Origin of the sequence: Flavobacterium sp. JP2137 (assembly GCF_050562195.1) — a bacterium.
Classification (GTDB): Bacteria; Bacteroidota; Bacteroidia; order Flavobacteriales; family Flavobacteriaceae; genus Flavobacterium.
Map to the genome: position 1 here is coordinate 159629 of NZ_CP191647.1, position 26708 is coordinate 186336.

Annotated in this window: 22 protein-coding genes and 2 tRNA genes; 20 read left to right on the forward strand and 4 right to left on the reverse strand. The window is 43.0% G+C overall.

Annotated features, from left to right (window positions below; translation table 11 throughout):
* Nucleotides 1-258: 258 nt before the first annotated feature.
* The 3 genes from ACQZ43_RS00725 to ACQZ43_RS00735 all read left to right on the forward strand — a co-directional run bounded on the left by ACQZ43_RS00725 (nucleotide 259) and on the right by ACQZ43_RS00735 (nucleotide 2527).
* On the forward strand, nucleotides 259-822 hold the full coding sequence (locus ACQZ43_RS00725) for a GNAT family N-acetyltransferase (protein WP_430613907.1): 564 nt from the start codon (nucleotides 259-261) through the stop codon (nucleotides 820-822).
* A gap of 172 nt (nucleotides 823-994) precedes the next feature.
* Nucleotides 995-1726: a bifunctional demethylmenaquinone methyltransferase/2-methoxy-6-polyprenyl-1,4-benzoquinol methylase UbiE gene (gene ubiE, locus ACQZ43_RS00730; RefSeq protein WP_430613908.1), complete on the forward strand. Its 732-nt coding sequence runs from the start codon at nucleotides 995-997 to the stop codon at nucleotides 1724-1726.
* Between the two features lie 87 nt (nucleotides 1727-1813).
* The gene (locus ACQZ43_RS00735; RefSeq protein ID WP_430613909.1) at nucleotides 1814-2527 is read left to right on the forward strand and encodes a porin family protein; all 714 of its coding nucleotides are present in this window, start codon (nucleotides 1814-1816) and stop codon (nucleotides 2525-2527) included.
* A 22-nt stretch (nucleotides 2528-2549) separates the two neighbouring features.
* Here the strand turns inward: ACQZ43_RS00735 and ACQZ43_RS00740 are convergent, their stop codons facing one another.
* Nucleotides 2550-3281 (reverse strand): TrmH family RNA methyltransferase, encoded by a 732-nt coding sequence (locus ACQZ43_RS00740; RefSeq protein WP_430613910.1) that lies wholly within the window; start codon nucleotides 3279-3281, stop codon nucleotides 2550-2552.
* Nucleotides 3282-3355: 74 nt separating this feature from the next.
* On the opposite strand from ACQZ43_RS00740, the gene ACQZ43_RS00745 reads away from it, so the two are divergent.
* The 3 genes from ACQZ43_RS00745 to accD are packed head-to-tail and all read left to right on the forward strand — an operon-like array spanning nucleotide 3356 to nucleotide 7890.
* Nucleotides 3356-5872: a BamA/TamA family outer membrane protein gene (locus ACQZ43_RS00745; protein WP_430615558.1), complete on the forward strand. Its 2517-nt coding sequence runs from the start codon at nucleotides 3356-3358 to the stop codon at nucleotides 5870-5872.
* A gap of 47 nt (nucleotides 5873-5919) precedes the next feature.
* Nucleotides 5920-6990 carry a class II fructose-bisphosphate aldolase gene (gene fbaA / locus ACQZ43_RS00750; RefSeq protein WP_430613911.1) on the forward strand — a complete coding sequence of 357 codons (1071 nt, stop codon included), beginning with the start codon at nucleotides 5920-5922 and terminating at the stop codon, nucleotides 6988-6990.
* 42 nt (nucleotides 6991-7032) lie between these two features.
* Complete coding sequence (gene accD, locus ACQZ43_RS00755) at nucleotides 7033-7890, forward strand: acetyl-CoA carboxylase, carboxyltransferase subunit beta (protein ID WP_430613912.1); 858 nt, start codon at nucleotides 7033-7035, stop codon at nucleotides 7888-7890.
* A gap of 795 nt (nucleotides 7891-8685) precedes the next feature.
* Here the strand turns inward: accD and ACQZ43_RS00760 are convergent.
* Entirely contained in the window at nucleotides 8686-9936 is a 1251-nt protein-coding gene (locus tag ACQZ43_RS00760; RefSeq protein ID WP_430613913.1) for an ABC transporter permease, read from the reverse strand.
* Between the two features lie 232 nt (nucleotides 9937-10168).
* Between ACQZ43_RS00760 and purH the strand changes: the two genes are divergently transcribed.
* The 7 genes from purH to ACQZ43_RS00795 all read left to right on the forward strand — a co-directional run bounded on the left by purH (nucleotide 10169) and on the right by ACQZ43_RS00795 (nucleotide 17933).
* Nucleotides 10169-11695, forward strand: a complete 1527-nt coding sequence (purH, locus tag ACQZ43_RS00765) for a bifunctional phosphoribosylaminoimidazolecarboxamide formyltransferase/IMP cyclohydrolase (protein ID WP_430613914.1) — start codon at nucleotides 10169-10171, stop codon at nucleotides 11693-11695.
* Between the two features lie 54 nt (nucleotides 11696-11749).
* Nucleotides 11750-12778, forward strand: a complete 1029-nt coding sequence (locus ACQZ43_RS00770; RefSeq protein ID WP_219289889.1) for a rod shape-determining protein — start codon at nucleotides 11750-11752, stop codon at nucleotides 12776-12778.
* A 9-nt stretch (nucleotides 12779-12787) separates the two neighbouring features.
* On the forward strand, nucleotides 12788-13618 hold the full coding sequence (gene mreC / locus ACQZ43_RS00775) for a rod shape-determining protein MreC (protein WP_430613915.1): 831 nt from the start codon (nucleotides 12788-12790) through the stop codon (nucleotides 13616-13618).
* Nucleotides 13611-14117 (forward strand): rod shape-determining protein MreD, encoded by a 507-nt coding sequence (gene mreD, locus ACQZ43_RS00780; protein WP_430613916.1) that lies wholly within the window; start codon nucleotides 13611-13613, stop codon nucleotides 14115-14117. The genes mreC and mreD overlap by 8 nt, the downstream gene beginning before the upstream one ends.
* Entirely contained in the window at nucleotides 14114-15994 is a 1881-nt protein-coding gene (gene mrdA / locus ACQZ43_RS00785) for a penicillin-binding protein 2 (RefSeq protein ID WP_430613918.1), read from the forward strand. The genes mreD and mrdA overlap by 4 nt, the downstream gene beginning before the upstream one ends.
* A 1-nt stretch (nucleotide 15995) precedes the next feature.
* A complete protein-coding gene (rodA, locus tag ACQZ43_RS00790) occupies nucleotides 15996-17249 on the forward strand; it encodes a rod shape-determining protein RodA (protein WP_430613919.1) in 1254 nt (417 codons plus the stop codon).
* A gap of 63 nt (nucleotides 17250-17312) precedes the next feature.
* On the forward strand, nucleotides 17313-17933 hold the full coding sequence (locus ACQZ43_RS00795) for a hypothetical protein (RefSeq protein WP_430613920.1): 621 nt from the start codon (nucleotides 17313-17315) through the stop codon (nucleotides 17931-17933).
* Nucleotides 17934-18785: 852 nt separating this feature from the next.
* Here ACQZ43_RS00795 and ACQZ43_RS00800 read toward each other — a convergent pair.
* Both ACQZ43_RS00800 and ACQZ43_RS00805 read right to left on the reverse strand, forming a co-directional pair.
* A tRNA-Phe gene (locus ACQZ43_RS00800) sits at nucleotides 18786-18858 on the reverse strand.
* Nucleotides 18859-18903: 45 nt separating this feature from the next.
* A tRNA-Phe gene (locus tag ACQZ43_RS00805) sits at nucleotides 18904-18976 on the reverse strand.
* A gap of 128 nt (nucleotides 18977-19104) precedes the next feature.
* Here ACQZ43_RS00805 and ACQZ43_RS00810 point away from each other — a divergent pair.
* The 7 genes from ACQZ43_RS00810 (at nucleotide 19105) to ACQZ43_RS00840 (ending at nucleotide 26700) form a co-directional block, all read left to right on the forward strand.
* Nucleotides 19105-19860 carry a type III pantothenate kinase gene (locus tag ACQZ43_RS00810; protein WP_430613922.1) on the forward strand — a complete coding sequence of 252 codons (756 nt, stop codon included), beginning with the start codon at nucleotides 19105-19107 and terminating at the stop codon, nucleotides 19858-19860.
* Nucleotides 19832-21100 carry an outer membrane protein transport protein gene (locus tag ACQZ43_RS00815; RefSeq protein WP_430613923.1) on the forward strand — a complete coding sequence of 423 codons (1269 nt, stop codon included), beginning with the start codon at nucleotides 19832-19834 and terminating at the stop codon, nucleotides 21098-21100. Before ACQZ43_RS00810 ends, ACQZ43_RS00815 begins: the two co-directional genes overlap by 29 nt.
* 13 nt (nucleotides 21101-21113) lie before the next feature.
* Nucleotides 21114-21668 carry an LPS export ABC transporter periplasmic protein LptC gene (gene lptC, locus ACQZ43_RS00820; RefSeq protein WP_430613924.1) on the forward strand — a complete coding sequence of 185 codons (555 nt, stop codon included), beginning with the start codon at nucleotides 21114-21116 and terminating at the stop codon, nucleotides 21666-21668.
* Between the two features lie 24 nt (nucleotides 21669-21692).
* Nucleotides 21693-21890, forward strand: a complete 198-nt coding sequence (locus ACQZ43_RS00825) for a hypothetical protein (protein WP_430613925.1) — start codon at nucleotides 21693-21695, stop codon at nucleotides 21888-21890.
* A gap of 322 nt (nucleotides 21891-22212) precedes the next feature.
* Nucleotides 22213-24318, forward strand: coding sequence for a peptidylprolyl isomerase (locus ACQZ43_RS00830; RefSeq protein WP_430613927.1), 2106 nt, complete (start codon nucleotides 22213-22215; stop codon nucleotides 24316-24318).
* A 261-nt stretch (nucleotides 24319-24579) separates the two neighbouring features.
* Nucleotides 24580-25452 carry an ACP S-malonyltransferase gene (fabD, locus tag ACQZ43_RS00835; RefSeq protein WP_430613928.1) on the forward strand — a complete coding sequence of 291 codons (873 nt, stop codon included), beginning with the start codon at nucleotides 24580-24582 and terminating at the stop codon, nucleotides 25450-25452.
* A gap of 63 nt (nucleotides 25453-25515) precedes the next feature.
* Nucleotides 25516-26700, forward strand: coding sequence for a multidrug effflux MFS transporter (locus ACQZ43_RS00840; protein ID WP_430613929.1), 1185 nt, complete (start codon nucleotides 25516-25518; stop codon nucleotides 26698-26700).
* Nucleotides 26701-26708 lie beyond the last annotated feature (8 nt).

The window sequence follows — 26708 nt, forward strand, 5'->3', positions numbered from 1 at the left end:
AATTTTAACACGGCACGGCAAACCAGCGCCGCTCCAAACCGACTTAAAACCGCCCTGGACTTCCTAGTCCCGATTGCAGCGGCATCCTTTGCGGTAGCGCAGCGGTAGCAAAGATACAGCGGAAAGCGGGCGCAAAACGCCTGAGATAACCCACTGTGGTACTCCAAAAAAAAACAAGCCGACCAAGCTTGCTGTTTTTCGATGCTAAAACACTAATTTTGCCTGCTATAGATATTGTACTCACTTAAATTAAAACAAATGACTATTAGACCGGCAAAAATGGAGGATCACGACATCGTTCCCGAAATGATGTTACAGGCCATGGAAGATATTGTATTCGCTTTTATAGGCAAAGAGGACGTGGAAGAAGCCATACAGTTTTTAACCCATTTTTTTCGTCGCGAAAACAATCAATACAGTTATCAAAACACCTTTGTCGCAGTCGATGAAAACGATGATATCTGGGGTTCGATCACTTGTTACGACGGCGGAAAGCTCGAAGCATTGCGAACACCGGTGCTGGAATATATGCGCAGTCGTTACGGCGTAGACGTTACGCCCGAAAACGAAACTCAGGCGGGCGAATTGTATTTGGACACCCTCGCTGTTGCCCCCTCGGCACAGGGCAAAGGCATTGGAAGCGCGTTGCTTCAACACATTATCGCCTTTGCAAAAGCGCAGCATTTTTCGCAATTGGGACTCTTGGTGGATTTCGAAAACCCCAACGCTCAAAAGCTCTATGAACGCGTGGGCTTTAAAGCTAAAGAAACCCTGACTTTTATGGGTGGAGAATACTACCACATGGTGTACAACTTGAGGTAAATACCCTTTATAAAAATCCGTGACCGGCCTTGTGTTGACACGGATTTTTAGTTGAATAGCCGTGCATTCCCACGCGGCGGTACTCATAAAGAATTAAGCCTTTGCAGACAATATCCCTTTGGCTTCGCAACCATATTTACAAAGAATAGCTATATTTGTAAAAAATAGAAAAATGTCCAAGAATATCACGCCATATAAAGAATCTGAATTAGGAAAAAAAGAACAGGTTGCGCAAATGTTTGACACGATTTCCGGAAAATACGATCGTTTAAATCGCATTATCTCCTTGGGAAACGACGTAAAATGGCGTAAGAAAGTACTTAAACTCGTTGCGGACACCAAGCCAGAGCGGGTTTTGGATATAGCTACTGGAACGGGTGATTTGGCTATCTTAATGGCCGAGACTCCTGCCAAGGAAATCATTGGACTCGACATATCGGAGGGCATGCTTGAAGTAGGTCGACAAAAAATCGCTGAAAAAAAATTGAACGACCGCATACAAATGATTTTGGGCGATTCGGAGAACCTGCCGTTTGAAGACAATTATTTCGACGCCATTACCGTGGCATTTGGGGTGAGAAACTTCGAAACACTGGAAAAAGGACTGGCAGAAATCTTTCGCGTGTTAAAGCCAGGAGGAATTTTTGTGATTTTAGAAACTTCTGTGCCCACAAAATTTCCTTTTAAGCAAGGTTATTCTATATTTACCAACGGATTGATGCCTATAATTGGAAAAATATTCTCAAAAGACAAAAAAGCGTATACGTATTTATCGGAATCCGCAACAAATTTCCCTTATGGAGAGGCGTTAAACAATATTTTGAGAAAAGTGAAGTTTATAGATGTTAAAGACATGCCGCAGACCCTAGGGGGTGTTGCTACGATTTATTCGGCCTCCAAGTAATTTTTGAGGGGTGCTGTCGCTTGCCGTTGTGATAATAACTAAAAAAAGGCGCATTTGCACGAGCTTTAAAAAATGACAAAATACCAGATGAAAAAATTCTTAATTATTTTTATTGTCCTATTAGGCTTTCAGGGCTACTCCCAATCTATGTTTGGCAAAAAACCCTTGCTCAATATGGAGGACTGGGACAAACAACGAATTTATTGGGGATATTTTTTGGGCTTTAACTCCTACGATTTCAAGTTTGACTACGATGCGGCTTATTACGAAAACAATAAAAACCTAGACGTTGAGGTGCGGACCAATATTGGTTTTAACGTGGGCTTGGTGGGCAATTTGCGTTTGATGGAGTATTTGGACTTGCGGTTTGAACCGGGTTTGTATTATTCGCAGCGCGATTTGCACTTTCCCAACATCACCGACAAGGGCAAGTCTAACCGCGAGGTGAGTTCGACCTATATTCACTTTCCGCTGTTGTTAAAATTCTCTGCATTGCGCACGGGTAACGTACGTCCGTATGTATTGGCAGGCTATTCGCAATCGCTTAACCTAAGCAGCAACTACAAAGCCAAAGACGACAATTACGAAGGGCGTTTCCGAATGAAACAGTGGACGGCCAATTACGAACTGGGTGTGGGTGTGGATTTATACTTTGAATACTTTAAATTTTCGCCTTCCATTCGCGGAGTTTTTGGAATTGACGACGAGTTAATCCGCGACAACCGTCCGGAAAGTCCGTGGACTGGTGGAATCGAATCGATGAAAACCCGTGGTATATTTGTGAACTTTACCTTTCATTAATCCAATTCCGACGCTATTGCCCTTATTTATTTCTTGAAAATTCGCTTAATACTATTGCGGTAGCCATGGCGACGTTTAGACTTTCGGTTTGTTGTAAATCGCCAAATCGCGGAATTGCAATACGCTTGTTGACCAAGGCCTCTACACTTTGCGAAATTCCATTGGCTTCATTGCCCATCACTATGATTCCACTTGCGGGTAAATCTTGTTTATAGATGGAATCTCCATCCATAAAGGTGCCGAAGATCGGTTGCGCTGCCGCCTGTTCCAAGAAGTGTTCCAACTCTTGATACACGACCGAAACCCGAGTAATCGAGCCCATGGTTGCTTGAATCACCTTGGGATTGTAGACGTCTACCGTTTGAGGCGAGCACACCAGGTGTCGAATGCCAAACCAGTCGCACAGGCGAATGATGGTACCCATGTTTCCCGGATCGCGCACCTCGTCGAGAACCACTACGAGTCCCTCAATAGCGCTTTGATCGGGTTGGGGAATTTCAAACAGCGCCAAACAGTTGTTGGCGGTGTTTAAAGCGGTCATTTTCTCCAACTCACTTTCCGTTATCCTTACTACCACAGCGGGATCAACAGCCACATCAATGGCTTCGGTACAAAACAATTGCTGCAATTTTAAATTGGAATTGACCAACTCTTGGATTACTTTTACTCCTTCTGCGAGAAACAATTGATGCTGTTTGCGATATTTTTTTTGTTGCAAACTTTTTATTAGTTTGATTTGGTTTTTAGTAACCATAAAAAATGTATTTTTGACCTACTATTTATATTGATTTGAAAGATAAAACATCAAAAATAGCACTATTTATATTAATAAGTGTAAGTTTTTTTTCTTGTACTCTTACGCGAAGAGTTCCCGAGAACCGATTATTGCTAATGCAAAATGAGATTTTCGAGAATGGAAAGAAAAACTCCAAAGAGGCGGTACAAAATCAATTGTACCAGCATCCGAACAGTTCTATAATGGGATATCGGCTGCGGTTGCACTTGTACAACCTGGCCAAGCCCAATGCCGATTCGAGCTATCACGCTTGGTTAGAACAACATCCGGGCACGCATAGGAACTTAACGGCGCTGTTGTCGGAGAAGCAAGTGGGCCGCTTGGGGAAATCATTTGCGGTATCTGGATTTAGTCAATTTTTAAAAAACACCGGCGAACCCCCGGTATTATACGAGGAAAACCGCACCACACGTTCGGTGCTTCGCATGAAAAACTACTATTTTAATCAGGGTTTTTTTAACACTACGGTAGAAGCAAAATTAGACAGCTTGGCCCCGCAAAAAGGCAAAGTCACCTATACTATAAAAACGGGCGAAGCCTATAAAATCGATTCGGTTTCCACGCGTATCTATACCCCGGCCCTAGACAGTTTATATCGAAAAACCGCTGCCAAAGCCTTGGTTATTCCCCAGAAAATTTACAACGCCAAAGACTTTGAGGCCGAGCGAAAACGCATTACCAACAACTTTAGAAACAACGGCGCCTATCACTTTCAAGAGAGCAACATACACTACGACGTCGATACGATTTACAACCAACACAAGGCGACGGTAGAGTTGATCATCGACGACCGCACCGTCAAATCCGGCGATACGCTGATACAGATTCCCTTTAAGATCTACAAGATTAGCGAGGTCAATATCTTTACGGACAACAGCTCCAAAAAGGTCGAAAACATAGCCGATAGCACGAGCTACAACAACTTTAACATCTATAGTGCCAACAAGCTCGAATACCGCCCTAAGGCGTTGACCGACGCTATATTTATTACAAAAGGAAGTACATTTAGCGATTTTCGTCGGGTACTCACCTCGCGTTCCATAAGCAATTTGCGCATTTTCAACTACCCATCGATCGAGTATGTGGAAGATGCCCGCGACAGTACGGGACAGTCGTTGGTGACCAATATCTTTTTGACGCCGCGAAAAAAGATGACCTTTAATCCTTCCCTAGACGTTACCCATTCCAACATACAGGATTTTGGTATTGCGGGAAATATGGGTTTGGTGATTCGAAACATCTTTAGGGGTGCGGAAATTTTGGAAATCGGTTTGCGCGGGAGCATAGGTTCGTCTCGAGAAATGGCCAATCCGAACAACATTTTTTTAAACGTTTCCGAATACGGTATCGATGCTAAACTATCGTTTCCGCGTTTGTTTTTTCCGATTAGAACGGAGGGGATTATCCCCAAGAGCATGCTTCCGCGCACCATGATGAGCTTTGGTTTATCGCGCCAACAAAACATCGGTTTGGACAAGGAAAACTTTACCGGCATTGTCAATTACAACTGGTCGCCCAAGAGAAACACGAGTTACAGTTTGGATTTGCTCAATTTGCAATACGTGAGAAACACCAATCCTGCCAATTACTTTAGCGTATACAAGTCGTCTTTTAACACCTTAAACGACATTGCCTTAAACCACAACACCAGTTCGGACTATTTCGGACCGGATGGCAACCTGAGTATATCCGAGGGTGGTGCCAACAATTTTATAAGCGATGTACTGGCGGGAAAATCGGACATAGCCCCGGGAACGAACGACTATCAGGTCGTGCGCAGTATCGAAGAGCGCCGCCTGCGCTTGTCGGAGAACAACTTGATTTTGGCGGCGAACATCTCGTTTACCAAGTCGTCCAAAACCGACATCAAGGACAACGAGTTTTACACCTTTAAGGCCAAATTTGAATCTGCGGGTGGCTTGGTGAGTTTACTGACCAAAAGCACCCAGTCCAACATCAATGAAAACGGCAATCGCACCCTACTCAACGTAGAGTTTTCGCAATATGTGAAAACCGAACTCGACTTTATCAAGTATTGGGACCTGGGACGTCAACAGGTATTGGCAATTCACACCTTTGGCGGTATCGCCATACCCTACGGCAATTCCAACAGCATACCGTTTTCCAGAAGTTATTTTGCGGGAGGATCCAACGACAATCGCGGTTGGCAATCGTACCGACTTGGACCGGGAACCAGTGGAGCGATCAACGATTTTAACGAGGCCAATATGAAATTATTTGCCAGTGCGGAATACCGTTTTAACTTGGCGGGAAAATGGAATGGGGCATTATTTTTGGATGCTGGGAATATATGGAATATCTTTGATCATATTGAAGATAAGGATTACACTTTTAACGGGCTTAAATCCCTTGGCGACATGGCTATTGGAAGCGGTTTTGGTATACGATACGATTTTAGTTTCTTCGTATTTCGTTTTGATTTGGGCTTTAAAACCTACAATCCATCCAAGGCAGCCGGTGAAAAATGGTTTAGAGAACTCAATTTTGCCAAGTCGGTAGTGAATGTTGGAATTAATTATCCTTTCTAATCAAATAATAATTATTAATTTTGTCAACTCAAAAACACACAACAAATATGGCACATAATATAAAACCTGGAGTAGCTGTAGGCGACCAAGTACAGGAAATCTTTAGATACGCAAAAGAGAAAGGGTTTGCTTTGCCAGCAATCAATGTCACGAGTTCAAGCACGATTAACGGGGTTATGGAAACCGCTGCAAAATTAAACGCACCGGTGATTATACAGTTTTCCAACGGCGGTTGTTCGTTTATTGCGGGAAAAGGTCTTTCCAACGAAAACCAAAAATCTGCGATTGCAGGTGGAATTGCCGGAGCAAAACACATCCATGCCTTGGCGGAGCTCTATGGGGCTACCGTGATTTTACACACGGACCACTGCGCCAAAAACCTATTGCCTTGGATAGACGGTTTACTCGATGCCAGTGAAGAAAACATGAAACAATTTGGCAAACCGCTATTCAGTTCACACATGATTGACTTGTCAGAAGAGCCCATTGAAGAAAATATAGCGATTTCCAAACGATACCTAGAGCGCATGAGCAAGATGGGCATGACTTTAGAGATTGAATTGGGAATTACCGGTGGTGAAGAAGACGGCGTGGACAACAGTCATGTAGACAGTTCTAAGTTGTACACCCAACCCGACGAGGTGGCTTATGCCTATGAAGAGCTTCTAAAAGTGAGCCCGCGTTTTACCATAGCTGCGGCTTTTGGAAATGTACACGGGGTTTACAAACCGGGGAATGTCAAATTGACGCCAAAAATATTAAAAAACTCTCAGGAATACGTAGCCCAGAAATTCCAAACGAAAGACAGCAATCCCGTTGATTTTGTTTTCCACGGAGGATCGGGTTCTAGCCTAGAGGAAATCAGAGAGGCCATTTCGTATGGTGTTATCAAGATGAACTTGGATACAGACTTGCAGTTTGCCTTTACCGAAGGCGTTCGCGATTATGTCATCGAACACGTCGACTATTTAAAAACCCAAATTGGGAATCCAGAAGGATCGGAATTACCGAACAAAAAGTATTACGATCCCAGAAAATGGGTAAGAGAAGGAGAATTGACTTTTAACGCCCGTTTAAAACAGGCTTTTGAAGACTTAAATAACGTGAATACGCTATAATTCTTCGCTCTTCAATATATTATAAAATAAAACAAACAATTTATGGCTTGGTTTAAAAGAACAGAAAAAGGAATACAGACCCCAACAGAAAACAAAAAAGACGTCCCCAAAGGTTTGTGGTACAAATCGCCAACGGGAAAAATTATTGATTCTGATGAGCTAGCGCACAACCTATGGGTAAGCCCAGAAGACGGATACCACGTTAGAATTGGAAGTAAAGAATATTTCGAGATTCTTTTTGACAACAACGACTATAAAGAAATAGCCAAAAACTTGACGTCCAAAGACCCTTTGAAGTTTGAAGACACCAAAAAATACGTCGATCGCTTAAAAGAAGCCATGGATAAAACCCAACTCAAAGACGCGGTTCGCGTAGCAGTGGGAAAATCAAACGGATCTGACTTAGTGGTTGCCGCTATGGATTTTGCCTTTATCGGCGGATCGATGGGAGCTGTAGTAGGCGAAAAAATTGCGCGGGGAATCGATTACTCGATCAAGCATAAAATCCCTTTTATGATGATTTCCAAATCGGGTGGTGCTCGAATGATGGAAGCGGGATATTCACTGATGCAAATGGCCAAAACCTCTGCCAAGCTAGCACAACTAGCCGAAGCTAAGATTCCGTATATCTCGATGTGTACAGACCCGACCACGGGAGGTATATCTGCTTCTTTTGCCATGTTGGGCGATATCAATATCGCAGAACCGGGAGCCTTAATTGGCTTTGCAGGTCCTCGTATTGTTAAAGATACCACCGGTAAGGATTTACCAGAAGGATTTCAAACCTCTGAATTCTTATTGGAGCACGGATTTTTAGACTTCATCACCTTGAGAAAGGAATTAAAGAAAAACGTCAATCTGTATTTGGATCTGATTTTAAACAGACCGATTAGCAAATAATCACCCTCATAAAAGCGCCTAGTAATCTAGGTGCTTTTTTTTTGTGAAAATGCCTTGAAGAGCGAAGGTGCGGATTTGTTGATGCGTTGATGCGCTGAGGAGCGGATTCGTTGATTCGCGGATTCGCGGATTCGATAGTTGCGTAAAGCACCTCCATTTTTGCAATTAAATAAGCAGCTACGCGGATGCGTTGAAGCGCGGATTCGTTGATGCGATGATTCGCGGATTCGATAGTTGGCGTAAAGCACCTCCATTTTTGCAATTAAATAGGCGGATGCGTTGAAGCGCGGATTCGTTGATGCGATGATTCGCGGATTCGATAGTTGGCGTAAAGTAGCTCCATTTTTGCAATTAAATAGGCGAAGGCGTTGAGGAGCGGATTCGTTGATGCGTTGATTCGCGAATGCGTTGAGGTGCGGATTCGTTGATGCGATGATTCGCGGATTCGATAGTTGGCGTAAAGGACCTCCATTTTTGCAATTAAATTGGTGAAGGCGTTGAGGAGCGGATGCCTTGATTCGTTGATTCGCGAATGCGTTGAGGTGCGGATGCATTGATTCGCGGATGCGATGATTCGCGGATTCGATAGTTGGCGTAAAGCACTTCTTTTTCGCATTTATAAAAGCAGATGCGCTGATATGATGATTCGCTAGTTCAGGTAAAGCATTTCCTTTTTCGAATTAAATAAGCAGCGACGACGCGTTCACCGTAATCCAAAGCGAATAAACAAATACGCAAATCAACGAATAAGCAATTAAAAGAATAAGCAAATAAACGAATAAGCAATTAAAAAGACTAATTTCCCGTGCGGATGGCCTCTACGGGATCGAGTTTAGACGCCGAGATTGCCGGTAGTATGCCCGAGAGCAGTCCGATAAAAACGGCCAGCGAGGTTCCGATGACAATATTGGTCAGGCTCAACACGAATTCGAAGTCAACCACCTTGGTCACTACTAGGGCGATGATCCACACCAACAGCATACCGATGAGTCCGCCAAAAAGAGAGAGTATCACCGCTTCAAATAAAAACTGAAACAGTATAAAGCGATTTTTGGCTCCCAGCGACTTTTGAATACCGATTAGACTGGTGCGTTCCTTAACCGATACAAACATGATGTTGGCAATTCCAAAGCCTCCTACGAGCAGGGAGAAACCGCTGATAATCCAGCCTACGACATTCATTTTACCGATGATGTTGTCGACTAAATCCAGCATACCCGCAATGACATTGACGAAGAAATTGTCGTCGTCGGCGGGTTTGATACCGCGGAAGGCCCGCAGTTTTTGAGTTAGTTCGCCCTTAAAGGCTTCGATATCCACTCCTTTTTGAGGTTTTAAAATGATTACGGGCGTGGCGCGCAAGGTATTGTCGCCAAACACTTGGCGGTAATAGGTGGAACTGATATAGGCCTTCACGTCTTTAGACATCCCAAAGCTCGCTACACCTTCTTTTTCCAAAACCCCGATAACGGTAAAGCGCCTGCCGTAGAGACGCACAAACTTTCCGATGGGATCTACGGTGGCAAACAAGTTTGCCGCCACCTCGTGTCCCAAAACCACTACTGCCGCACCCGAAGCCGATTCCGACTCGTTAAAGAAACGACCTGTTTTAATCTTGAGGTCGTCCAAATCCTCGATCTGAGCTGTGCCGGGTTGAATATCGATATCGTTTACGGTATTGGCGCCGTATTTTATGTTTTCCGATCCGGTAAACAGGTTAAAGGAAATCTTATCTACCCCTACTACATTTCTGCGCAAGTACTCGTATTCGGCATAGGTAACTCGCGGGAATTGATTTATTTTCCACTGCGGTACCTCTGAAGGACCAAATGGGTAATTAAACAGGTAAATCATGTTTCTATCGATACCGCTTAAATCGGCTTTGATCTTGCGATCCATCGAGTCCACAGCCGAGAGCACCGCGATAATCGAGAAGATTCCCACCGTAACACCCAACAGCGACAGCAGGGTTCGCAGTTTATTATTTCGCAAAGCATTAATCGCAAAAAACAGACTTTCGTTAAGCAATCGAAAATATAAAAACATAGTTTATTTCAAATTAAAAACTCCTGAGGAAGCCCCGTATACCATTAGTTTACAATTGGGCGAATTTGTTACAAATTACGACTATTAAATCAAAAAAAACACTTTCTCCCCAGTTTAGCTGCCGCCTTTCAAAAGCCTAAAAATAAAACGATATTTTTTTTAAAATCATAGGGATAATACTTTATAAATACGTGAACAATAACTACTTTTGCAAATTAAATCAAAACACCCTATGAGCACAACTAAAACAATTCAATCGGCTTTAATCTCTGTTTTTGACAAAGACGGATTAGAACCAATCGTCAGACAACTTCACGCCAACCAAGTAACGATTTATTCTACAGGAGGCACCGAAACTTTTATTAAAGATTTGGGCATTCCGGTAGTAGCGGTAGAAGAGGTTACCTCTTATCCATCGATTTTGGGCGGTCGGGTAAAAACTTTGCACCCGAAAATTTTCGGCGGTATCTTAAACAGACAAGATCACCCTGGAGATGTAGCGCAAATGAAGGAGTTTGAGATTCCACAGATTGATTTGGTTATAGTGGACTTATATCCGTTTGAAAAAACGGTAGCTTCGGGAGCCACGGAGGCAGATATCATCGAGAAGATCGATATCGGTGGTATTTCATTGATTCGCGCAGCGGCCAAAAACTTTAAAGACACCATTATCGTAGCTTCGGTAAACGAGTATCAACCGTTTTTGGACATGATTGTCGCCAACCAAGGTGCAACGACTTTGGAGCAGCGTCGTTGGTTAGCGACCAAAGCCTTCCACGTTTCTTCTCATTACGACAGTGCTATTTTCAACTACTTCAACACGGAGGAAACGATTTTAAAAACCAGCATGGACAACGGCCAGGAATTGCGATATGGAGAGAATCCGCATCAAAAGGGTTTTTTCTTTGGCGATTTCGACCAGATATTCCAAAAGGAGCACGGAAAAGAATTGTCGTACAACAATTTATTAGATGTGGATGCCGCGGTTAACCTGATGGGTGAATTCCGAGGAGAACTGCCTACCTTTGCTATCTTAAAGCACAACAACGCCTGTGGAGTAGCTCAGATGCCGACGATGAAAGCGGCATATTTAGCAGCTTTAGCCGGAGACCCTACCTCGGCTTTTGGAGGTGTTTTAATTGCCAACGGCACCATCGATGTGGCTACGGCTTCGGAAATCAACAGCTTGTTTTGCGAGGTGGTGATAGCCCCGGCATTTGACGATGCCGCCATCGAAATTTTAAAAGAAAAGAAAAACAGAATTATATTGATCCAAAAGGAATTGGAACTTCCCAAAAAACAAGTACGCACTTGTTTAAACGGAATTTTAGTTCAAGAAAAAGATTTGATTACAGACAATAAATCGCATTTAACCAACGTTACCACTTCGACTCCTTCTCCAGAAGAAATTGAAGACTTGTTGTTTGCTTCCAAAATCTGTAAGCACACCAAATCCAATACGATTGTATTGACAAAAAACAAACAGCTATGCGCTTCAGGTACGGGTCAAACATCAAGAGTTGATGCCCTAAGACAAGCCATTGAAAAAGCTCAAGCCTTCGAATTCGATTTAAAAGGAGCTGTAATGGCTAGTGATGCTTTTTTCCCATTTCCAGACTGTGTAGAAATTGCTCATCATGCCGGAATCTCTGCTGTAATTCAGCCGGGAGGTTCGATTAAAGATGAATTGAGTATAGCGTACTGCGACAAAAATAATGTTTCTATGGTATTTACTGGAATACGTCATTTCAAACATTAATTTTATTATTTTTGTACACTAGAATTTTATAACCTATAAAACCCTTTTAATTGTATGGGATTTTTTGATTTCATGACCGAGGATATCGCTATCGACCTTGGGACTGCTAACACACTGATTATCCACGACGGCAAAGTCGTTGTTGATAATCCTTCTATCGTAGCTCGCGATAGAACAACGGGCAAGATCATTGCTGTTGGTAAAGAAGCTAGTTTAATGCAGGGAAAAACTCATGGTAATATAAAAACTATCCGCCCTTTAAAAGACGGTGTAATTGCTGATTTCGACGCTTCGGAAAAGATGATCAGCATGTTCATCAAAAGCATACCTGCCTTGCGCAAAAAACTTTTTACTCCGGCACTTCGCATGGTGGTATGTATCCCCTCTGGAATTACCGAAGTAGAGATGCGCGCTGTAAAAGAATCGTGTGAACGCGTCAACGGAAAGGAAGTTTACCTTATCCATGAGCCGATGTCGGCAGCCATAGGTATAGGCGTAGACATTATGCAACCCAAGGGAAATATGATTGTCGATATAGGTGGTGGTACTACCGAAATCGCAGTGATTGCCTTAGGCGGTATTGTTTGCGACAAATCCGTTAAGATTGCCGGTGATGTGTTTACCAACGACATCATATATTATATGCGCACCCAACACAATTTATTTGTAGGGGAAAGCACGGCAGAAAAAATCAAGATCCAGATCGGTGCTGCCACCGAAGATTTGGAAGCGCCACCGGATGACCTTTTGGTACAAGGTAGAGATTTGCTCACCGGAAAGCCAAAACAGGTAACGGTATCGTACCGCGAAATCGCCAAGGCCCTGGATAAATCCATTCAACGCATCGAAGATGCCGTAATGGAAACCCTATCTCAAACGCCTCCGGAATTAGCGGCAGATATTTACAACACCGGAATCTATTTAGCCGGAGGGGGTTCGATGCTACGCGGTTTAGACAAGCGTATTTCGCAAAAAACCGACTTGCCGGTCTATATAGCCGAAGACCCGCTCAGAGCCGTTGTAAGAGGAACTGGCTTGGTTATTAAGAACATCAATAAATTCAAAAGCATCCTTATCAAATAATATTTCTATATGCAGCAAATAATAAATTTTTTTATAAAAAACAGTACTAAGTTACTGTTTTTGCTGCTTTTGGTAACTTCTCTACTACTGACTATACAAACGCACTCCTTTCACAGGAGTCGCGTTTTAAGTTCGGCCAATGCCTTTACCGGCTATGTGTACGAAAAGATCAACAACACAAAAATATATTTTCACCTCAAACAACAGAACGACCAATTGGCCTTTGAAAATGCCGCACTTCAAAAAGTGTTGTACAATTCGATCAATCCGGCAGATTCCATTGAAATCAACGATAGCAAACCTATCGAGAATCCGGAATTTGACGTGATACTGGGCAAGGTGATTCGCAACTCGTTTAAATCCAAAGAAAACTACCTCACGATAAAGGGAGGTACTCAAAACGGCATACACCCCGATATGGGCGTGATCAACAGCCGCGGTATTTTGGGTATAGTAGAGATTTCCTCTGCACATTATGCCACCGTTCAAAGTATTTTAAACATCAAATCGCAAATCAACGCCAAAATCAAGGGCTCCAACCACTTTGGCACGTTGAATTGGGATGGTAAAAACACGGGATACGTTCAGCTGATCGACATACCCCGACTGGCCGACCTGCACAAAGGAGATACCATAGTGACGGGAGGAAAATCCATTATATTTCCAGAAAACATTCCCATTGGGGCTATCGACAAGGTCTTTGTTGACAAAAGTTCGAATTACTACACCATTAGCGTGCGTCTTTTTAACGACATGACCAATTTGGGCTATGTATACATCATCAAAAACAACGATATCGAAGAGATTAACCAGTTAGAAGAAGCTACCAAAGATGAATAGTACCATTACTTTAAATATCATACGGTTTATACTTTTGTTCGCCCTTCAAATACTGGTGTTCAACAACCTGGAGCTATTCAATTTTATCAATCCGCTTCCCTACCTGCTCTTTATATTGCTCTTTCCCATAAACGGAAACAAAGCCCTATTGATCCTCAGCAGCTTCATCTTGGGCCTGGCCGTAGATGTTTTTGACAATTCTGGCGGCGTACATGCCGCAGCCTGTGTGATACTTGCCTACTACCGAGAAGACCTACTCAAGTTCTCCTACGGCATTAGCTACGAATACCACACCATAAAAATTACAGACAAATTATCCAAAGAGCTCTTTACGTATTTGCTGATTGGCGTATTGCTGCATCACACGATTTTGTTTGGTTTAGAGATATTTAGGTTTAATTTTATCTGGGAAATTCTCTTGCGAACGATACTCACCTCGGTATTCACCCTAATTTTGTGTATCTTAATCATCTACTTGATCAAACCCTCTAAAAAATGAGAAAGCTCCTTTTGCCCTTTATCATCATAACAGTTGCGATAGCAATTTTGGTAAGGCTGCTTTATCTGCAAGTAATCGATGACTCCTACATTAAAAAATCCGAGAATAACGCCTTAAAAATCGTATATGAGTACCCGGAACGCGGCTACATCTACGACCGCAACGGCAAGTTATTGATAGCCAATCAACCGTCTTATGACATTATGGTGATTCCGCAAGAGGTAAAGGACATCGACACCTTGGCGCTATGCCAGATGTTGGACGTGAGCAAAGAAGACTTTATCAAGAAACTGGAAAAGGCACGGGTGTATAGTCCGCGTTTACCCTCTGTATTCTTACCCCAATTAAACAAGGCCGAGTATGCGGCTTTCCAAGAAAAAATCAGGCATTTTAACGGGTTTTATATACAAAAGAGATCCTTGCGCGACTATCAAGTGCATTCGGGCGCCAACATCTTTGGTTATATTCGCCAGGTCAACGAGCAAAATGTCAAGGGCAGTTCGTATTACCGCAGCGGCGATTTAATTGGAATTCAAGGCGTGGAACAGGAATACGAAACCGTATTAAGGGGAACCAAAGGCGTTAAATACATCCAAAGAGATCGATTTAACCGAGAAATAGGTTCCTTTAAAAACGGCCATTACGACACCCTTGCAGTTAAGGGAGAAGACATTACGCTGACCTTGGATTTGGAGCTACAGGAATACGGCGAATTACTGATGCAAAACAAACGCGGCGGTATCGTCGCGATCGAACCCAGCACGGGAGAGATTTTGGCTTTGGTAACCGCACCCAGCTACGACCCGAGTTTATTGGTGGGTCGCGACCGCTCGAAGAACTATACCGCCTTGTTTAACGACTCGATTTCCAAGCCGCTATTCAACCGCGTACTATCCGGAGAATATTCGCCCGGATCGACCTTTAAAATCTTAACCGGACTGATCGGCCTCCAAGAAGAGGTGATCAACGAACAAACGGCCTTTGTCTGCAACCACGGTTTCTTCTATGGGCGTGGCGCCTTTATGAAGTGTCACGATTCTGGCAGCATCTCTTTAAACAGAGCGATTGCCAGTTCTTGCAACACCTATTTTGCCAATGTGTACAAGCGAATCATCGAAAAATACAGCAAACCCCGCTACGGCATAGACGCTTGGAGCAGCCACCTCAAGAGCTTTGGCTTGGGCGAGTTTTTGGGTTACGACTTACCCGATGGCAGAAAGGGACACATTCCCTCTTCCAACTATTACGACCGTTGGTATCCCAACGGCGGCTGGAGAAGTACGACAACCATATCCAACTCAATCGGACAGGGCGAAGTGGTGATGACCCCCATGCAATTGGCCAATATGATGGCTACCATAGCCAATAGAGGCTATTTTTACACGCCACACATCATTAAAAAAATTGAAAAGCACGAGATAGACCCGAAGTTCACGACTAAAAATATCACCACTATTGATGCGCAGTATTTTACGCCGGTGGTCAATGGTTTATTTGACGTATACAACTTTGGATCCGGACGCAGCGTACAAGTAAACGGCATTGAAATTTGCGGTAAAACGGGAACGGTAGAAAACTTTATCAAAGTGGGCACCAAGCGAATTCAATTGGCCGACCACTCTGTTTTCGTTGCCTTTGCTCCCAAAGACGACCCTAAAATTGCCATAGCCGTATTTATAGAAAACGGTGCTTGGGGTGCGCGTTGGGCAGCACCGATTACCAGTTTGATGATTGAAAAATACCTGCGCAAGGAAATCACGCGTACCGATTTAGAAAAAAGGATGTTAGAGGGCAGTCTTGAAAGCGAATACGCCAAGGTAATCACCCTTCAACAGCAAGCCAAATTACCGCAACAACCCGTCAAACTACCGCAATAACATGAAAAACCAAAGCGTCAAAAGTACCATTGATTGGATTTCGATCTTACTTTACTTCGTCCTCGTTTTTGCAGGTTGGCTCAATATCTATTCGGCCTCGTTGCCCTTGGAAGCGACTTCCGTATTCGATTTAAATCAGATTTACGGCAGGCAATTGCTCTTTATTATGATCAGCATACCGCTAATCATCTTGGTGGTTTCTATAGACGCTAAATTTTACGAAAAGTATCCGATGATCTTTTATATAATCGGCATACTCTCCATACTGGGATTGATGGTTTTTGGTAAATCCGTAAAGGGACAAACCAACTGGTATCAGATTGGCGGATTCGGTATACAACCCTCGGAGTTTGTCAAAACAACCACTGCCCTGCTCCTGGCCAAGTTTATTTCCGACTCTCAAGACACCTTGACCACCTTTAAAGACCAGCTGATCGCCTTGGCGATTATAGGGATCCCCACGCTATTGATCCTGCAGCACGATACGGGCAGCGCCATGCTCTTTGCCTCCTTGATCTTTGTACTCTACCGCGAAGGTTTGCCGAGCTGGTATCTTTGGACGGGATTTATCATTATCGCACTCTTTGTGATGTCGTTGGTAATCAAACCCGGGTTTATCATCGGGCTCATTGCGTTTATCAGCCTTATTCACTTTATATTAAACAAAAAAATCAATCGAAATCCCTTTCTATATCTCGGTTTATCCGTGTTGATGATGTCCTTTGTCTTTTCTGTCGATTACGTGTATGACGAAGTCTTGGAGCCCCATCAAAAAGACCGGATCAACGTACTGATCGGGGAAGATGTCAACCTACAACGGGAGGGCTACAACTTAAATCAATCCAAAATAGCCATCGGCTCGGGCGGTTGGTTTGGCAAGGGCTTTTTAGAAGGCACCCAAACCAAAGGCGGCTTCGTACCCGAACAACATACCGATTACATCTTTACCACCGTTGGAGAAGAATGGGGCTTTGTAGGAGCGGCAGTAGTCATCACGCTATTCGTCTGTCTCTTCCTGCGACTACTCTATCTCTGTGAACAACAAAAATCGCGCTTTACCAGGGTATACGGTTATTGTGTGGTCTGTTTCCTGTTTATACACTTTGGACTCAACATCACCATGCTCACCGGACTATTCCCGACTATAGGTGTACCGCTCCCCTTCTTTTCCTATGGAGGTTCGAGCCTACTAGCCTTTACCATTCTATTATTTATATTCCTCAAATTAGATGCTAACAAAGTCAATGAATGGTAAAATTGGCCTATAATTTGATAAGTCCCTTAAAAAAAACAACAACTCATAACTCCGCTAATTAAGATGAAAAAAACACTATGGTTAACCGGCATTCTTTTCGCTTCGACTCAATTTATGTCTGCACAAGAAATACCTGCTTTAGAAGCCGAAAAAAACAAAGCCATTGAAAAGGTACAAGAGATTACACAAGAGAAAAAAGAAGTTTTAGATGCCTTAGAAAAGGTCAAGGAAAACACGCCCTTACTCGACTCGGAACAGGAAAAAATACGCGCGCACGAAGAGGAAGTCCGCTTAACGGCAGAAAAGGCACAACTCGAAGCGCAGCAAAGAGCGCAGGAAAACCTCGTTAAGGAATTAGAGCAAAAAGAACTGCAATCCATAAAGGATCAAAAGGAATTAGAAAAGGCTCAGAAACAATTGGAAAAGGCACAAAAGCTGGAAATCAAGAAGCAAAACAAAATCGAGAAATCGACGCGTAACCTTCAAAAAGCCAAGGCTAAACTATTTAAAGAGGAAGACCGTTTGCGCAGAGAAACCGATAAATTCGAAAACAAACTCCGCAAAGGATCGCTAACACCGATGAAAGAACTGAACGGAAAGGCCAAATTGCTAAAACTCAAAACCAAAACCCAATCGATGAAACTCGATGTGGAACGCTTGGAACTGGAATTGAGATCACTGTAGTTTGCAAACCAACTAACTATCACCCTTCTCAAAGACTTAAAAAAACTGCTCCGGCAGTTTTTTTGCTTTTACAAACCTTCCTACTCACTAAAAAGCGCAATCCCCCTAGCCGACCTTCGAAAAAAAATTCAAATGTCTATTAACAATGCTAACGCGTTATTTTTCCTCATTTTTTTTATTTTTATCTTCTTAGAAACCCGATGACTCCGCAATGAACCGCAGTAGTATTGAGGAATATTTGCCCCGCGAGAGGACTCGCTCGGCAGCGTTTTTATATTTGAGAAAAGATACAATTAGTAAATGAGATGTTCTTTGCACTGTTTACAGTAAATAGATGTTATAGCAGTAGTATAGAGGAATATTTGCCCCGCGAGAGGACTCGCTCGGCAGCGTGGAGTTATAGCAGTAGTATTGAGGAATATTTGTCCCGCGTGAGGACTCGCTCGGCAGCGTTTTTCTATTTGAGAAAAGATATAATTAGCAAATGAGATGTTCTTTGCACTGTTTACAGTAAATAGATGTTATAGCAGTAGTACTGAGGAATATTTGCCCCGCGTGAGGACGAGCGCGGCAGCGTTTTTATATTTGAGAAAAGATATAATTAGTAAACGAGATGTCCTTTGCACGGTTTACAGTAAATAGATGTTATAGCAGTAGTATTGCGGAATATTTGCCACGCGAGAGGACTCGGCGCGGCAGCGTGGAGTTATAGCAGTAGTATTGAGGAATATTTGCCCCGCGAGAGGACTCGGCGCGGCAGCGTGGAAAGCAAATACATCCCAAGGTCGAGTAATCAAAAAAGTTGTCAAAAACCAAAAAAAAATCCCGACCTCTAAGAGATCGGGATTTTTGTGGTGCCTCCAGGAATCGAACCAGGGACACATGGATTTTCAGTCCATTGCTCTACCAACTGAGCTAAGGCACCTTAAAAGTAAACTTTTAAGTGGCTTGTAAATCAAAAGCATTTTTGTGGTGCCTCCAGGAATCGAACCAGGGACACATGGATTTTCAGTCCATTGCTCTACCAACTGAGCTAAGGCACCATTTGGCTTTTGATTTCAAAGACATACTGTCCTTGTAAGCGGTTGCAAATATAGAACAGTTTTTTATTTAAACAAACCCTTTTGCAAAAAAATCATTACATATCTTTGCTTGAACAAACATTTCCACCATGCTTTTAGCCGTCGATATTGGGAACACCCGAACCAAAGTAGCTTTATTTGAGAACAATAGGATTGTTGAAATAGCCGTTTTAGAGCGGGAAAATTTTTTAGAAAATTTTAAAAAAATTTTAAAAAAATCGCGAACCGCCCCCAAAATCATCCTGTCTTCGGTGGGTAAGTTGGAAAAAGAAGCCCTAAGCTGGCTGCAACAACATACGGATTTACTCGAAATCGATGCACAAACGCCTTTTCCCTTTATCAACGACTACGCTACTCCCCTTACCTTGGGCATCGACCGCCTGGTATTGGCAGCGGGTGCCACCTTGCAATATCCCAAACAGAATCGTCTGATTATCGATGCGGGTACTTGTGTGACCTACGACTTTATCTCCAAGACCGACCATTATTTAGGCGGTGCGATTTCGCCGGGAATTGCCTTGCGCTATAAGTCGTTAAACGACTATACCGACAAACTTCCCCTGCTTCAACTCCAAGAACCACAAGATTTAATTGGAAATTCGACAGCAGAATCCATACATTCCGGAGTAATCCACGGCCTGCGTTGCGAAATCGACCAACTTATCGATAGCTACCAGTCTCGTTTTCAAGATTTAACTATAATTTTAACAGGAGGGGACGCAGTTTTTTTGGCTAAAAGACTAAAAAACCCCATATTTGCCCATTCAAACTTTTTATTAGAAAGCCTGAATTCCTTACATCAATATACAATTGACAATGATAAAAAAAATCTTTCTAGGCCTTAGTTTACTAATTGGTTCTACAGCATTAGCACAACAAGGAACCGCATCGCCCTATTCCTTCTATGGAATTGGAAACGTGAATTTCAGTGGAACCAACGAACATCGGGCTATGGGAGGGATTAGTACATACTCAGACAGTATTCACCTAAACCTAAAAAACCCCGCGTCTTTTTCAAAATTAAAAATGACGACCTTTACCTTAGGGGGAACGAATACGTCCTCGCAGTTTAAGAGCAACGAATACACCGAAAAAGCGAGCAGCACCCTGATTGATTATATCGCAGTGGGAATTCCCTTGGGCCGATTTGGCGCTTCATTTGGGATTTTACCCTTTTCGTCTGTAGGCTATAAGATTCATTCGGAAGTGGCTGTTGGCGATCAGATGAGAGCCAAGGACTTCAATGGCGAAGGCGGTATCAACAAAGCCTTTGCAGGACTTTCGTATTCGATACTTCCCAACTTGCAAGTCGGTGCCGATTTCTCGTATAACTTTGGAGACATCGACAACAATTCTACCGTTTTCATCACCGACGACGGCACGGGTTTCTTTTTGGCCAAAGGGTCGAGAGAACGCATAAAAACCAATTACAGCGGTTTTTCCTTTAACACCGGATTAATCTATACGCGCAAGCTCAAAAATTTGGACTGGCACAACAGCGCTACCTTTTCCCCTCAAACAAAAATCAATGCCGAGACCACGGCTTTCCTAGAAACGGTACAAATTGCCAATAGCGGTGGTGTGGTTTCTGTAGAAACGCGCGAGCAAACCGGTACGGACAACGACTTGACCATGCCTTCCAAATTCAGCATCGGAAGTGGTATTGGAAAAGCCAATAAATGGTTCGTGGGTGCCGAGTTTACGCAAACGCAAAACAGCAAATTAAAAAACAATTGGAAAACAACGGAAAAGGCTGGTTTTGAAGATTCTCAAAAATATGCCATCGGCGGTTACTACATCCCAAAATACAATTCATTTACCAGTTATTTTGACCGTGTCGTATATCGTGCAGGTTTTAGATATGAAAATACCGGTTTGGTCTTGGAAAATCAATCGATTAACGACTATGCCTTTAGTTTAGGTGCTGGTTTTCCCGTGGGAAGAAACTTTACCAACATCAACTTGAGCTTGGAATACGGCCAAAAGGGAAAGACGACGACCAACTTGATCAAAGAGAATTATTTCAACATTTCCGTAGGAATCTCTTTAAACGATTTATGGTTTGTTAAACGTCGTTTCGAATAACCCTTACTAGGCCATGTCTTTTATAAAAAACACCTTATCAACCGCTAGCTTACTGACAATTATTGTCTTGATGGCGTCTTGTGACAGCAATTTTAAAAAAATACAAAAAATCAATTCCGTGCCGTTTTTCGCTTCGGGAGAAGCGGAGAACATCCAATTAAAATACGTGGACTCGGGCAGTGTTAAGGCCATATTAATCAGTCCAAAAATGCTGGAATACAGCCAAGTAAAGTTTCCCTTTACCGAGTTCCCCAAGGGCATCCATTTAACGATGCTTGACAAAGAAAACAACAAAAACCTGGTCGTGGCCGATTACGCGATCCGCTACAGCAGCAAAGACCTGATCGACTTAAGGGGAAATGTAGTGATTACGAGTCACGACGGCAAAAAACTCGAAACCGACCAATTGTATTACGATCAGGCCAACGATTGGTTTTACACCGAGAAATTTTATAAAATATCCGACATAGACAACAGTTTTACCGAGGGGGTAGGAATTGACTTCGACAGTAAATTCCAAACCGTCACCGCACAAAACAGTTATGCCGAGAGAAACAAAACCGAATAAACGCATCGAAAACACCCTTTACTTATGAAAGCTTACGTACTTTTCCCTTACTTTTATTTATTGATTGCCTTGCTATTTATCTATGATGGGGTAATCAAATTCCAAAACAACGAAGATTACTATTTGCAAATAGTGGTAGCAGCCGTTGCGATTTTTATGTTTTTCTTCCGCAAGAAATACGCTAAAAGAATGCAAGACCACCACAAAAACAAACAGCAATAAAAAAACCGTATATCCACATACCCAGCCAGAGGCCAAAATCCACTGGCTTTTTTTATGGTTTACAGGGAAATAAAAAAACTACCAAAACCTTGAAACACCAAAAAAAGGCTGTTTGAGCGCGCACCTAATAAAAAAACCGGAAAGGCTGTATTTCGCCTTAGCCGTCGCTCAAAAAACCCGAAAAGCCCCAGCTTTAAAGAAAATCCACTAAATACAACGGAAACGGCAACATTATTTAGAAAAATATAGAATTATAACTTTTATTATTAAATAGATAATTGTATTTTCGCTCACTGAAAAAAATTACACATACTAAATACACATGGCAGTTTTATCAAAAATTAGACAGAAATCCGTATTATTAATTGCGGTCGTTGGTATTGCTTTACTAGCATTTGTTGTAGGAGACTTAGTTCGAGGCGGAGGCATCGGTAAGGGTTCTAGAAATGTTGGAAGTATAAATGGTGTTGAGATCAACACTCAAGAATTTATGCAAAAAGTAGCCCAAGCAGAACAAGGAGGTCAAGCCATGGGCGCGCAAGCGAACAATATGGTTTGGAACAATGAAGTCAATTCTGTACTCCTTGGAACAGAGTTCGAAAAAATCGGATTGCGAATTGGTAAGGATCAATTGGTGAATGTTATCAAACAAAACCCAAACTTTGCCAACAACCCACAATTCCAAAATCAATTGGGTAAATTCGACATCAATAAATTCAACGAGTTTATTGTAACCATGAAAAAAGGTGGTGCAGAACAGTGGAACGCATGGTTGGATTACGAAAAACAATTGGAGAAATTCGCCATAGAGCAGATGTATTTTTCCATGATTCGCGCAGGAATGAATACCACTACTGCAGAAGCTAAAAATTCGTATTACGTAGAAAACAGCAAGGTGACTTTTGATTATGTTAGCGTGGCTTATTCAACGATTAACGACGACCAAGTGAAAGTTACTGACGCAGAGATCGAAAGCTATTTAAAGAAAAACGAAAAGAAATACAAATCGGAACCGACACGCGACATCGAATACGTTTATGTAAGCAGCGTTCCGTCTGAGAAAGACAAGAATGAGGTTAAGGAAAACATCTCGGAATTATTGCAATCTTCTATCGTTTACAATGAAACGACCAAGAAAAACGATACCGTTTCTGGATTCAAAAACACCAACAACCTTAAGGAATTTGTCAATCTGAATTCAGATGTAAAATACGACTCATTATTCTATTCAAAAAGCGATTTGCCTTTGGAATACCAAGAGGAGTTATTCAACCTGCAACCGGGCGAAGTTTTTGGACCGTATTTATTTAACGATCACTACTGCTTAACGCGTTTAGTAGACAGAAAAGCCGGTGAAAAAGTAAAAGCGGCACATATACTCATTCCTTTCGCTGGTGCTGCCTCAGCAACGCCAGGAGTTACCAGAACCAAAGAAGAAGCCAAAGCAAAAGCAGACGACTTATTGAAGCAAGCTATGGCCAATCCGGCACAATTTGGTATGTTAGCCGCACAAAATTCTGAAGACCCAGGTTCTAAGAACAATGGTGGAGAGTATGACAATATTGCCAAAGGACAAATGGTAAAGCCTTTTGACGATTTTATCTTCAACAATGCTTCAGGAAAGTTGGGTGTGGTGGAAACGGATTTCGGATTCCACATCATCAAAGTAATGGAGAAAAAAGACGCGATTCGCTTGGCTACTATAGCTAGAAAAGTAGAGACTTCGGAAGCGACAGCGGATGAAATTTATACCAACGCTACCAAATTTGAACAAGAAGCAGCGACAAAAGATTTCGAAGCCTTGGCCAAAGAAATGAACTTACCAATACAACCTTCTACTACAGTACGCCCATTTGATGAGCAATTGCCTTTAGTAGGAAAACAAAGAAACATCGTTATTTGGGCCTTTAACAAAGAGACTAAACCTGGAGACATCAAGAAATTTGACAATGCAGATGGACACGTAATTGTAAAATTAAAATCGGCCAATCAAACGGGATTGCTATCCATTTCAGAAGCGAGAAGCACGGTAGAGCCAATATTGATGAATGAAAAGAAAGCGGCTTTGATCCGTCCAAAAATGGAAGGTAAAACACTAGCAGAAGTTTCGGCTAAAACCGGAGCCACTGTGACTACAGCAGCAGACGTAAGCAGACAAAACCCATTGATTATCAATGTAGGTCCGGAGCCGAAAGTTGTTGGAAATGCTTTTTCTCTAAAACCAGAGGCTACATCGGCCTTGATAGACGGAGCTAAAGGCGTTTATATCATCCAAACCAAAGCCATCAGCCAAGCACCAGAATTACCTAACTACAATACGTACAAGAGCAAAACCAATTCGGTAATTCGCTCTAGCGCACAGTCCAAGGTAATGGAAGCTTTGAAAAACAATGCTAAAATTAAAGACCACAGAATTGACGTGATGTAATCCGTTGTTTCCTTGATAAATAAAAAAGCCACTTTCCAAAAAAGTGGCTTTTTTTATTGGGTTTTTTAACTCCGAAAAAAATCTTATTTTTGCATTTGATTTCCACTAGTGGTCCGGCAGCCCCAACAAAAGGTTTGTTCGACTCGAGTGAATTACCGAACGATTGGAACGTCGTCGTTCGACAGCAGTACTCATTACCCATAAATCGCTTGCGGCAATCGTGCTGCAAGTCCGAGCCAATCAAAATATAAAAATCTATATATGAAAGCATACGTTTTTCCTGGACAAGGTGCCCAATTTTCCGGAATGGGAAAAGATTTATACGAAACATCTGAAGTGGCCAAAGCCCTATTTGAGCAAGCCAACGACATTTTGGGTTTCCGCATTACCGACATCATGTTTGAAGGTACGGCCGAGCAATTAAAAGAGACCAAAGTAACCCAACCGGCGGTATTTTTACATTCGGTGATTTTGGCCAAAACCCTGACCGAATTCAAACCCGAGATGGTAGCCGGTCATTCACTGGGCGAATTTTCCGCTTTGGTAGCCAACGGTACCCTTTCTTTTGAAGATGCCCTTCGACTGGTATCTCAACGCGCCTTAGCCATGCAAAAAGCCTGTGAGATCAAACCCTCTACCATGGCTGCTGTATTGGGATTGGCAGACGAAATCGTAGAAGCGGTTTGCAAAACCATCGACGGAGTCGTCGTGGCTGCCAACTACAACTGCCCGGGACAATTGGTGATTTCCGGAGAAACCACGGCTGTAGAAAAGGCCTGCGAAGCCCTAAAAGAAGCCGGTGCAAAACGAGCGCTACTCCTTCCCGTCGGCGGAGCATTCCACTCCCCGATGATGGAACCCGCTAGAACCGAACTCGCAGCCGCTATTGAAGCCACGCATTTTTCTCAACCAACTTGTCCGGTATACCAAAACGTGACTGCAAACGCCGTCTCTGACCCGCAGCAGATCAAAGACAACCTGATCTTACAACTTACAGCGCCCGTTCGTTGGACACAGTCCGTTCAGCAAATGATAGCCGATGGAGCGACTTCGTTTACCGAAGTGGGTCCGGGAAAAGTACTGGTTGGTCTGATTCAAAAAATAGACAAAACCGCCGAAACACACTCGGCTTAATCATTATTAACCCCACAAAAATCCTTGCCTTTGCAGGGATTTTTGTTCACTAAACACTTTGTATTGAACGCCCTCACCCCAAAACACTGGTTATTGGTCTTTGTATTAGCGAGTTTAACCGCCCTAGGCCCGTTATCCATCGATATGTACTTACCGGCCTTTCAAACCATAGCCACCGATTTAAACACTCCCATTAGTCACGTTCAAATTTCCCTGTCCTGCTTTTTAGGCGGACTGGCCGTCGGACAACTCTTCTGGGGACCGCTATCCGACACCTACGGCAGCAAAAAACCCATACTGATATCGCTTTGCCTATTCATGGTAGCGAGCTACCTCTGTACGGCGGTAGACCAGATTGAATACCTCTGGGGATTGCGTTTTTTACAAGCCCTAGGCAGTAGCGGCGGTCTTGTTATTGCCCGAGCCATCGTCAACAAGCGATTCAGTCGCGAACAAACGCTCAAAATCTACAGCATACTCGCCCTTATTGGCGGTATCGCTCCGATTGTCGGTCCGATCGTGGGCAATGAAATCTTAAAACACTTTCACTGGCACGCCTTATTTGTGGCGATGTTGCTCTTTGGCTTGATCGGCTTTAGCATGACTGCACTCTTCTTAAAGGAATCAGACGAGGAATCGATCAGTACCGCGCCTAAGAGCGCCAATTTCAGCGTTTACCTAGCGCTGTTTAAAAACAGGCAATTTTTAATCTACACCATTATCGGCAGTCTTTCCTTTAGCAGTTTGATGTTGTACATCTCCAATGCGCCGCTGTTGATCATGGAAGAAGGAGGCTTGTCTGGCGATGCTTTTAGCCTGGTGTTTGGACTCAATTCCATCGGATTGATGTTGGGGTCCTTCCTCACCTCTACCGTGCTGCAAAAACACCTGACCCCAAGGCGCATACTCTTTATCGCCACGGGTATTCAACTCATCGCGTCGGCATTGCTATTGGTTTTGTTGACCCAATCGTTTAGCATATATGCGCAATTGATCGCCTTATTCTTTTTTGTGCTGCCGCTGGGCATGCTGTTTCCCACGGCTACCACCTTGGCATTACGCCCTTTTAAGGCGCATTCCGGTACCGCCTCTGCCCTATTTGGCGCCTCGCAATTGGCCTTTACCTTTTTGGTATCCCTAGTGGTCAATCACCTGAGTAATGGCTCCATGCTCATTATGGCACTGGCCCTATTGAGTTGTGCCCTGCTCTCCTTTTGCGCCAATGTATTCGCTCCAAAAAGCGCCTAAAAAAACCC